This is a genomic window from Brucella pseudintermedia (assembly GCF_008932435.1).
Taxonomy (GTDB): domain Bacteria; phylum Pseudomonadota; class Alphaproteobacteria; order Rhizobiales; family Rhizobiaceae; genus Brucella; species Brucella pseudintermedia.
The window spans coordinates 1-9,116 of the sequence record NZ_WBWE01000028.1 but is presented as its reverse complement, the minus strand read 5'-3'; the positions used below and the strand labels follow the sequence as shown (position 1 = coordinate 9,116).

Below are 9,116 nucleotides of genomic sequence, written 5' to 3'. Positions count from 1 at the left end.
ACCATATCGTCGAACAGGCGATTGGCCATGGGCTGGTCGATGGCACAGTGCTCTATACCGACTCGACCCATCTGAAGGCCAATGCCAACAAGGGCAAGTATGATCTGGCCATGATCGAGAAATCGCGCGCCGACTATTGGGCCGCTCTCGACCGGGCGATCGAGGCCGAGCGGGCGCTGCACGCAAGGAGACGGTGGAGCGTTCCTTTGCCGATGCCAAGCAGTTGCATGGACATCGCTATGCCAGGTTCCGTGGCCTCATCAAGGTCAGATGGCAATGCCTGCTAGCCGCGAGTGCCCAGAACATCAAGAAGATCGCAATGGCGCTCACCAAAGGGCCAAAACCGGTCAGCGCATGAGCCGGATACACCCTTCTCAATCTGCGTCAAAACTCCGCCGCCCAAAACAGCATACTCTCCAGAACAAAACCCGCCGAAAATATCGGCGGGTTTGTCAGCGGTCTGAGCCGTCTCATCTGAGACGGCTTTTTCGTTTCCCGCCCACTGTTTCTTTCAGGCGGCTGAGGAGACGATGCGATTTCGCCCTCCTTTTTTGGCCTGATAGAGCGCAGCATCAGTTCGCGAGAAAAGGGCATCGGCGCTGTCCCCTATCAACCTCAATCCTGCAATCCCCATGCTGATGGTCAGATTGACCCTATGCTTGCCGTTGGCGACAGAAAAAGGGGCTTCCAACACAGCGGCCCGGATTCGCTCAGCGACGATCCTTGCGGCCTCCACATCGCTGTCTGGAAGCACAACGACGAATTCCTCGCCTCCATACCGGCACAGCAAATCCATGCCGCGAATGGTCTTGCGCAAACGCGCCGCAAACTCGCGGAGAACATCATCGCCCGCATCGTGCCCGAATTGATCGTTGATCCGTTTGAAATGATCGAAATCGAGCATGATGACAGACAGCGGCCGTTCCCGCCCCATGGCGCGCGTCAGCAGGACAGGCATATGCGTATCGAGATAACGGCGATTGTGCAGCCCTGTCAGGCTGTCCGTCACCGCCATGGTGATCGTGCGATTGAGGCTTTGCCGCAAAAGATCATTATAGCACTTCCGTTTGATCTGAGTCCGCAGGCGTGCGAACAATTCCAGTTTTTCAAGCGGACGCATGAGATAGTCGTTTACGCCAAGCTCCAGCGCGCGCACTACGAGCGCTCCTTCGTCTTCCCGCACGACAAGAATGATCGGCACCAGCCGTGTACGCTCTATAGTTCGCAACTGCGAGCACAGACGAAGCGGGTCATAATACGTGAAATTGGCTGAAACGACGATGCTGTCGTAATCGGTATCTATTGCTCGGATCAGGGCTGTATTCGCGTCACTGGCCACGTCTACCCGATAGGTTTCGCCCAAAATGACACGAAGGCGCGCCGCCGCCAGTTCATCCTCATCCACGATGAGAATACGAGCAGCCTCGTCCTTATCGGCATAATTTCCGCCCATCTTGCTTGCCAGCAGCGTTTCCACCTCTGCGTCGGCTACCGTGCCCGTGCGCTGAAAAAGCTCGTCAGAGACGAGTTTCAGCCGCGCCAGGCTCTTTACGCGCGACAGAAGCTGAAGATCGCTGACAGGCTTGGACAAGAAGTCATCCGCGCCAGCTTCAAGGCCCCGAATCTTGTCCTCCGCGCCATCAAGCGACGTCACCATGACTACAGGAATGTTGGATGTGCGGGGGTCGTCCTTCAAACGACGGCAGACTTCAAAACCGTCCATGTCCGGCATCAATATGTCGAGCAGGACGACATCAATCTGCCCACCCAGGCAAATTTCTATGGCCTCCGGGCCGCTAAAAGCCGTAACGACCTCGTAATATTCAGAGAGCAGCCTGGCTTCGAGGAGCTTTACATTGGAATCCACATCGTCAACGACGAGAATTCTTGCAGTCATGATGCCCCCGCCCCTGATTTTCGCTAAGCGTCGCCCATATAGGATTTGATTGTTTCTATAAAGCGCGGCACCGATATCGGCTTGGATATGTAGGCTTCACAGCCGCCCTGCCGGATACGTTCCTCGTCGCCTTTCATGGCAAATGCCGTGACGGCGATAACCGGAATGTGTCGCAACTCGTCATCGTCTTTTAGCCATTTCGTGACTTCCAGTCCCGATACCTCCGGGAGCTGTATGTCCATCAGAATCAGGTCGGGTCGATGCTCACGCGCAAGATCCAGCGCTTCAAGCCCGTTTCTCGTACGGATCGTCTCATATCCGCTGGCTTCGATTAGATCGCGAAACAACTTCATATTGAGTTCGTTGTCTTCGACAATCATTACGCTTTTCGGCATCGAATATTCCTTGGTCTTATTCCCTGCAGCAACCCGGCATTTTCTCAATCTTCTTATCTGATAATGGACCGAAATAGACCACTAGAAAGTTCTCCGCTTTCAGACCGCGATTAGTTTAACCTCATTTCATTGATGAAAGGCAAATAATTCCATTGTTCCTCGATCCTGCCACCGCTACACATTCGGCCAAACGATGAAAAAAGCGGAGAAACCACATGAAAACGCCGATGAGCCAGGCGGATGCGGAAGCGATCGCTATTGAAGCGTTAGCGTGGCTGGCGCAAGACAAGGACCTGCTGCCGCGTTTCCTCGCCCTGACAGGTATAGAGGCTGCGTCCATCCGGCAGGCAGCGCGTGAACCCGGTTTTCTCGCAGGTGTACTGCAATTTTTCCTGTCCCATGAACCAACGCTCTTGCGCTATTGCGATGAAGCTGGCCGCGATCCGACAATAATAGAAAAAGCCCTCATACACCTGCCGGGCGGATTGAACCGGCATCTCTAGATGTCGTTCCAGAATCGCAGAAACTGCTCCAAGCTATTTGTTTAGTCGCGCTTTACAACGCAAAACCGTTTCACACTTTAGCTGGAAGCGCTCTAGACATAAGGTCCAAAGCCACATGGCAAAGCCCGGCCGAGCCGGGCTCAGGCTGCTGACAAACCTCCGGTAGGGTCAAAATGGCCTCAGATTCACGGAACGTCTCAGATTCAAAACGTGAACAAATCGGAATCAAAACCCCTCATTTTTGACTGTCGCCAAAAATCGAGGGGTTTGTAATCAATCTGAGCCCGGCCGAGCCGGGCTTTCTTATTGGTTATTCAGCCGCAGGAGTTGCCGCAGCAACCTCAACATCATTCGAAACCGACACCACGTTCAATTCATGCTGCTTGCCATCGCGCGCCGTCCAGGAAATTGACTGGCCAGGTGCAAGCCCAATCAATGCGGTGCCGATTGGCGTCAGTATGGAAATCTTGCCCTGCGCAATATCCGCTTCTCCTGGATATACGAGCGTAACCCGGCGTTCCTGCCCGTCATTGGAGCGAAACTCGACAGTAGAGCCCATATGAATCACATCCTGCGGCAAGCGCTTTGCTGGCACGACTTTTGCTCGATCGAGCTCGGCCATCAGTTCCTCCGCAATCTCCTCAAGACGTTCCGAAACATTGGTGGCCAGCCCCATCAGGCGTTCGTAGTCAGTTTCGCTGACAACGATATTGGGCTTCTTGCGATTCTTTCCGCTCATGGCGAGTGCTCACTGCTGTTGAAAGGTAATAAATCCCCGTGCTGTTTCGGCACGAAGCTGTTCAGATTGATTTTGGCGAAAGCGCTTATTTGAAATCCGCTTTTGGACAAGCGGCGTACCGTCCCCCGGAGTTCCCCTGCGCCAGGCAGAACTCGAGGGTAGCTATCCCGTGATCGGATGAACCCGATGGAGTATGGATGCAAAACGGTTGTTCATGCCATTAAACTTGGTGATATTCCCCGCAATGTCAAGTGGAAGACCCGGCAGGTCACATATCCCGATGGCACTTCCGTCTTTCGATGATATAAAAGGATGTTCCTTTTATGTTCATCAGACGGTCCGTCCTTATGGCTGACACCACTGCCCCCAACAGTCCGGAAAAAGGTGTATGCCGCGATTGCCTTGCGCCGCAAAAGACGGACACAGGCAGGCGTTGCCATGCATGCGGCAGCCCGCGCCTTCTTCGTCACGGCGAGCTTTATAGGCTCTCCCTCGCCCATGTCGATTGCGATGCATTTTACGCCTCGGTCGAAAAGCGCGACAATCCAGAGCTACGGGACAAACCGCTCATCATCGGCGGCGGGAAGCGTGGCGTCGTGTCGACCGCCTGCTATCTCGCCCGTATTCACGGCGTACGTTCCGCCATGCCCATGTTCAAGGCACTGGAAGCCTGTCCGGACGCGGTCGTTATCAAACCGGATATGGAAAAATATGTTCGCGTGGGTCGCCAAGTGCGGCAGATGATGCGCGACCTGACGCCTCTCGTCGAGCCGCTCTCCATCGATGAGGCATTCCTGGATCTGAGGGGCACCGAGCGACTGCATAAAGCGCCGCCTGCCATTGTTCTGGCGCGCTTCGCCAAGCGGGTTGAGGATGAAATAGGCATTTCCGCGTCGATTGGACTTTCCTACTGCAAATTTCTGGCCAAGGTTGCATCAGACATTGAAAAACCACGCGGTTTTTCTGTTATTGGCGAAGCGGAGGCATTGGCCTTTCTGCGGGACCGCCCCGTCAGCACGATCTGGGGAGTAGGCAAAGCCTTTGCGGCCAAACTGGAAAGTGACGGAATCCGTTCAATCGGCCAACTCCAAACGATGGAGGAAGGAACGCTCATGAAGGCCTATGGAAGCATGGGTCAGCGTCTTTACCGCCTCTCCCGAGGACAGGATAGCCGCAAGGTCGAGCCTGTCCACGACATGAAAAGCATCTCAGCCGAGACAACCTTCAACAGCGACCTGTCGGAAGCAAATGATCTCGTTCCGGTCCTTCGCGCACTTGCAGAAAAAGTATCGCGGCGGCTGAAAGCGGGTGATATAGCCGGACGCACCGTCGTCTTGAAGCTGAAAACCCGCGATTTCAAATTGCGTACTCGCAACCGTCAGCTTTCCGACCCCACCCAACTTGCGGATCGAATCTTTCGCCACGGGTTGCTGCTTCTTGAAAAAGAATTGGATGGAACGAAATTTCGCCTTCTTGGAATTGGTGTTAGCGAACTTTCTTCAAGTGACCGGGCCGATCCGCCCGACCTCGTAGACACACAGGCCGCAAAGCGCGCGGTCGCCGAGAATGCCATGGATCGGCTGAGAAACAAATTCGGGTCAGGTGTGGTCGAAACCGGCTATACCTTCTCCAAGGGCAATCTCGCACGCCCGCAAATGCCACCCGACCGGGACGAACAACCTTGATTCCTCTGGACTCGGAAAGCTTTGGAGAAATTTTCCAGATTTGTCTCTTACAGCTTGACGAGATCGGTCTGTATCAATATTGGAACGGCCAAGGTAGCGCCGAATGATTTGGTACTGCTTGACGGAAGGCCTCGTGGCGGAGTGGTTACGCAGAGGACTGCAAATCCTTGCACCCCGGTTCGATTCCGGGCGAGGCCTCCAATTATTTCCCTGAATAAAATCAATAAGCTATAAATAAATCAGAGGTTGTTGTGGTTCGCTTTGTAGCACCTGCTGCAAACCGACTCCCATGAATTGCGAAGGGCTGCGCAAAGCCGAGCGAACGCAGTTCTCAGCTATAAGTCCCCGACAATGGGGTCCTTTCCCGCATTCCTCTCACACTAAGCCATCTCACGATTTCTGTTGATTGAAATCAAATCTATCCCCCGATCCGTTATGATAGGGTAGAGTTTCTCTATCATAACGGGAAATCAACGTGGCCCATCCTCTTCTCATTGATAAAGTAGCCACAGCAATTGAACAGTGTGGCTGGGAAACTGTCGACATTCTGCAAATGAATAACGTGATGGCACAAGCAACCATCGCCGCCATTTATGACGCTCTTGTCGATCACGCACAACAAGCGAACAGAGAAGACGTTATCGAGTGGCTTATTACCAGCCCAATCGGAAACAAGAATTCGCAACGATAGCCGGAATCGTTACGAGGTGTTCGCCGGCACCACTGAAGAGATCATGCCCTGCTTACCGGTTTGTCGAAAGGTGCTAGAATTCGTGTAGCCTATCCCCCTCCCCAGGGACAGAGTTGCCTGGCCGAAGTCAGAGCACGCGCATTATCGTCTATCCAAATACGAGCGTTATTTACGACCGCGCTGCTGCTCAACACACTTCCTTGCGTCCTGCCCCGGAGTACATGCATCCTTTTCAGATTTTTGAGCCCGGTCCTGTTTCTGCGATTCGGCGGGTTTAGTAACATGAACGCTATCAGGATCAGACGGCGGCTGCCCCGGCGTCGGCGGCGGATTGCCCGGCACTTCGGGTTCCTGCGTGCCTGATTGTGTCGGCATCCCCGATTCCTGCGCGAAAGCGACACTTGAAAAGCCTAATATTAGCGCCACAAGGACTGAACGTTCCATCTCCTCACTCCGAAAATTCGCCCAACGGTGGTTTCAACGGAATTCGGAGTGAAAATGTTCCCTCCTCTGAAACGGTTGGAGTGCCTTCTGAGCCGTTATGCCTAGAAAGTCGCAGGAACTCCGGGTTCCTTTTCAGATCGGTCAATCCTCGGAGAATTTCGTCATCAAAGCATCATCGTAAAGTTCATCATTGCTGTCGCATTTTTAACGTTTTCGGATAGGTTTTATCGAGACAGAGAATGGTCCGGATAGCACTTCAAGCTCGTCATAGATCGCCTCGTACCTAGCCCATAGGCAGGCGGCAGTATCAGACGTGGAATTGGCTTGATGGATATTGATCATGGTCCGGCTCCCTGTGTTTGAGAACCGACCGGCAGCTTCTAAACTGGCGGTCGGGCTTAACGGGTTAGAAGACGGTGCACAGGACACGGCGGCTCGAAAGCCCCAGTTTAGCCCGACCATAAGTTGCCGCCCCGATCAAAATTGGCGGCGGCGCAGTCAGCGCCCTGTGATCTTGCGGCTTCTAACCCGCATCGCATCTTTCGATGCGACGCTTAACGCTCCGGTGGTTTGCCATGTAAATCAAGGGCATAAACATATTCGCGGGCAATGATTAATGTAACGTCATTGCAACCGCTGCATTTTCTATCAAGGATCAGCACGTTATCATCAAAGGTATCCTCGACCAGTGCGTTCGACATACCTACACTCCCCTAAAATGAAAAAATCGGACAGCGTACTCTAATTTTTCTCTATAAAGTCAAGCCGCAGCGGAGGATTTTTAACTTGTTTTCATTCAAGCGACTTTCAGGACTACCGGCATATGGCGACATGGCAGTGAGTTTTCCTAAACCCGGTAATTTTCGCGAAGGTATCGTTTTCGAGTTCACGACTTCAAACGGCAAGACTTGGACTGGAAATTTTGATCCCGGATATCGTGCTTGGGCCATGGCAACAGGCGTTTATCCTGAATTAGGAGAAACTGCGGTATTTGTTCTTGCTGACGGGAATGCTTATAAAATCAATGTATTATCTCAAACCTTAGTTGAGATGTTACCCGGCCCTATCGCTTGGATGGGGTATCACAAGCCTCTTGAGGCTATGATCGTTGCAGATGACATTGAAGTTAGCGCCCATACTAAAAACGGCATACTTTGGAAAAGTGGCCGCATCTCATGGGATGGAATTGAGTATGTATCAATTGAAGGCAATAAGCTTATAGGCGAAGCTTTTGATCCAAGGGACGATAAATTGTATCCGTTCTCCGTAGACCTACTTACTGGAAAAGTAGAGGGCGGCTCGTGGTAGCAATCTTCGATTTAACCCGCTCGGATAAGATTATCATATAAGCAAGGCTTCGAAATGTTTCGATCTATCGTTGTATTTATTGCTTCTCTCTTGGGCGCATCTGTGTTTGCCACTGGCAAACTTGTTGTAACTGAATAATAGCCAAAAACCAGATTGGCAGCGAAAAAATCATGGTTTCGTTTGACTAGCTCGGTTTGAGCGCGAAGGCGGTTGCCGAAACGACAGGCATTTAAAGAAGCGGGTCATTGGCGTGCGCGACGCGCCGTGCGAACGGCTATGAAGGCTGGCGAACCTATTCCCGATCAACGGGAATTCGGCAATCCATGGGTTAGTGAAAAGGATGGCAAGCAATGGTTGAGCGACCGGGATAGCCGCTTTCTTCGAAAGTAAGCCGATGAAATCTGACACCTCACTTTCTTTTCATTATCTTCTTACGAACGCACTCATCCCGCATTTCTGCACAGGAAGCGGTGGCGGATTTCAGGCAAGCGGCTTTGATCCGCGATCCGTGCGGCTGTCAGAAACTGACATGGCTGATTTTATCCGAGCGTGGGACGGCCAGCTTGTAACCCATATCGGAACAGGGAAATATCGCGCAGCCCGTAGCGGTGCATCCGAACAATTTTTCTGGTCTGGCAGCAAAAAAGCTTCGTCACGGACATTCACACTATGGATTGAGCCAGTAATCACGCTCGGCGTTCTGGCTCGCCTTCATTTCGACTTTGGCTGGCCGCGAGAACATATCGGAACGCAGTCCGCAGGGGATTGGGCTTTTGATGTGATTGTGACAAAGAACCCCGACAGCATGGACGAATACATCGCCTGCGAAGTGAAGAAGTCGCGGAAAGAAATTGATCTTTTGGCCGAATATATGAAGCATTTTGCGTGGAACCCGCATGAATTGCACGATGAAAAGAATGCGTCCAAGAATGCCTTCAAGAAGGTTGCGGCTTTGCGCAAGCGCAAGCCGCCGTTCCTTTGGCTTGTAGGTCCTGATCGATATGAACAGGCATTCCGAGTGGACTATGAAGATGGGGGCAGAATAACAATGGCGGCTATGCCGCTTGAGGCGTTAAACTATCAGCATTTCGAAATGGGACGCACCTAGGTGTCAAGCGACACTGCAACATTGAAAGCCTTCCGGCCTTTCCGTGAAGTATTCCCCGATCTTGCCGAAAGCATTAACCGGATGAAACAAGCGGGAAAAAGGCCCGAATAGTCGGGCCATCCAGACTGCTGACAAACCCCTGGCCTTGTTCAGGGGTTTGTGATTCATTGGGTCATGCTGAAGAAACCCGCTCCGTCGCAGACAGCTCTCGAGATGGTAACGCTCGACAGTCTGGTTCCGAAGGATCACCTGCTTCGCAAGATCGATGCTGTGATCGACTTCTCCTTCATCCACGACCGCGTTGCCGGACTTTACTGCGCCGACAACGGCCGCCCGGCGCTCGATC

The 9,116-nt window shown here is 52.7% G+C and carries 10 protein-coding genes, 1 tRNA gene and 4 pseudogenes; 9 read left to right on the top strand and 6 right to left on the bottom strand.

Features of this window, described 5'->3' with window-relative positions; genetic code table 11:
- Positions 1–191 (top strand): annotated as a pseudogene (locus F9K78_RS21610) (IS5/IS1182 family transposase); the annotation flags it as partial.
- A pseudogene (locus F9K78_RS21605) lies at positions 182–358 on the top strand (transposase); the annotation flags it as partial. The pseudogenes F9K78_RS21610 and F9K78_RS21605, both read left to right, overlap by 10 nt.
- A 153-nt stretch (positions 359–511) precedes the next feature.
- Here the strand turns inward: F9K78_RS21605 and F9K78_RS21600 are convergent.
- The gene (locus F9K78_RS21600; RefSeq protein ID WP_121983560.1) at positions 512–1,897 is read right to left on the bottom strand and encodes a PleD family two-component system response regulator; all 1,386 of its coding nucleotides are present in this window, start codon (positions 1,895–1,897) and stop codon (positions 512–514) included.
- Between the two features lie 23 nt (positions 1,898–1,920).
- On the bottom strand, positions 1,921–2,292 hold the full coding sequence (locus tag F9K78_RS21595) for a response regulator (RefSeq protein ID WP_006468945.1): 372 nt from the start codon (positions 2,290–2,292) through the stop codon (positions 1,921–1,923).
- A gap of 215 nt (positions 2,293–2,507) precedes the next feature.
- Between F9K78_RS21595 and F9K78_RS21590 the strand changes: the two genes are divergently transcribed.
- Positions 2,508–2,795 carry a DUF3572 domain-containing protein gene (locus F9K78_RS21590; RefSeq protein WP_121987403.1) on the top strand — a complete coding sequence of 96 codons (288 nt, stop codon included), beginning with the start codon at positions 2,508–2,510 and terminating at the stop codon, positions 2,793–2,795.
- 70 nt (positions 2,796–2,865) lie between these two features.
- Here the strand turns inward: F9K78_RS21590 and F9K78_RS21585 are convergent.
- A pseudogene (locus tag F9K78_RS21585) lies at positions 2,866–3,069 on the bottom strand (hypothetical protein).
- A gap of 36 nt (positions 3,070–3,105) precedes the next feature.
- Positions 3,106–3,534: a nucleoside diphosphate kinase regulator gene (gene rnk / locus F9K78_RS21580; RefSeq protein ID WP_121983562.1), complete on the bottom strand. Its 429-nt coding sequence runs from the start codon at positions 3,532–3,534 to the stop codon at positions 3,106–3,108.
- A 347-nt stretch (positions 3,535–3,881) separates the two neighbouring features.
- Between rnk and F9K78_RS21575 the strand changes: the two genes are divergently transcribed.
- The 3 genes from F9K78_RS21575 (at position 3,882) to F9K78_RS21565 (ending at position 5,910) form a co-directional block, all read left to right on the top strand.
- Complete coding sequence (locus tag F9K78_RS21575) at positions 3,882–5,219, top strand: DNA polymerase IV (RefSeq protein WP_121987404.1); 1,338 nt, start codon at positions 3,882–3,884, stop codon at positions 5,217–5,219.
- Between the two features lie 127 nt (positions 5,220–5,346).
- Positions 5,347–5,420, top strand: a tRNA-Cys gene (locus F9K78_RS21570).
- A 274-nt stretch (positions 5,421–5,694) separates the two neighbouring features.
- Positions 5,695–5,910, top strand: a complete 216-nt coding sequence (locus tag F9K78_RS21565; RefSeq protein ID WP_121987405.1) for a hypothetical protein — start codon at positions 5,695–5,697, stop codon at positions 5,908–5,910.
- Between the two features lie 165 nt (positions 5,911–6,075).
- Here the strand turns inward: F9K78_RS21565 and F9K78_RS21560 are convergent, their stop codons facing one another.
- Together F9K78_RS21560 and F9K78_RS22005 are read right to left on the bottom strand one after the other, a co-directional pair.
- A complete protein-coding gene (locus F9K78_RS21560; RefSeq protein WP_121987406.1) occupies positions 6,076–6,354 on the bottom strand; it encodes a hypothetical protein in 279 nt (92 codons plus the stop codon).
- 554 nt (positions 6,355–6,908) lie between these two features.
- The gene (locus F9K78_RS22005; protein WP_162929839.1) at positions 6,909–7,055 is read right to left on the bottom strand and encodes a hypothetical protein; all 147 of its coding nucleotides are present in this window, start codon (positions 7,053–7,055) and stop codon (positions 6,909–6,911) included.
- Positions 7,056–7,140: 85 nt separating this feature from the next.
- Here F9K78_RS22005 and F9K78_RS21555 point away from each other — a divergent pair, with 85 nt between their 5' ends.
- From F9K78_RS21555 to F9K78_RS21545, 3 genes and pseudogenes are all read left to right on the top strand, one after another.
- Positions 7,141–7,662, top strand: coding sequence for a hypothetical protein (locus tag F9K78_RS21555; protein ID WP_144897552.1), 522 nt, complete (start codon positions 7,141–7,143; stop codon positions 7,660–7,662).
- 394 nt (positions 7,663–8,056) lie between these two features.
- Positions 8,057–8,770 carry an MCP four helix bundle domain-containing protein gene (locus F9K78_RS21550; protein WP_121987408.1) on the top strand — a complete coding sequence of 238 codons (714 nt, stop codon included), beginning with the start codon at positions 8,057–8,059 and terminating at the stop codon, positions 8,768–8,770.
- Between the two features lie 174 nt (positions 8,771–8,944).
- Positions 8,945–9,116, top strand: a pseudogene (locus F9K78_RS21545) (IS5/IS1182 family transposase); the annotation flags it as partial.

Coding starts and splice junctions, on each gene's coding strand:
- F9K78_RS21600 (WP_121983560.1), bottom strand. CDS start 1,897: ATGACTGCAAGAATTCTCGTCGTTGACGATGTGGATTCCAATGTAAAG.
- F9K78_RS21595 (WP_006468945.1), bottom strand. CDS start 2,292: ATGCCGAAAAGCGTAATGATTGTCGAAGACAACGAACTCAATATGAAG.
- F9K78_RS21590 (WP_121987403.1), top strand. CDS start 2,508: ATGAAAACGCCGATGAGCCAGGCGGATGCGGAAGCGATCGCTATTGAA.
- rnk (WP_121983562.1), bottom strand. CDS start 3,534: ATGAGCGGAAAGAATCGCAAGAAGCCCAATATCGTTGTCAGCGAAACT.
- F9K78_RS21575 (WP_121987404.1), top strand. CDS start 3,882: ATGGCTGACACCACTGCCCCCAACAGTCCGGAAAAAGGTGTATGCCGC.
- F9K78_RS21560 (WP_121987406.1), bottom strand. CDS start 6,354: ATGGAACGTTCAGTCCTTGTGGCGCTAATATTAGGCTTTTCAAGTGTC.
- F9K78_RS22005 (WP_162929839.1), bottom strand. CDS start 7,055: ATGTCGAACGCACTGGTCGAGGATACCTTTGATGATAACGTGCTGATC.
- F9K78_RS21550 (WP_121987408.1), top strand. CDS start 8,057: ATGAAATCTGACACCTCACTTTCTTTTCATTATCTTCTTACGAACGCA.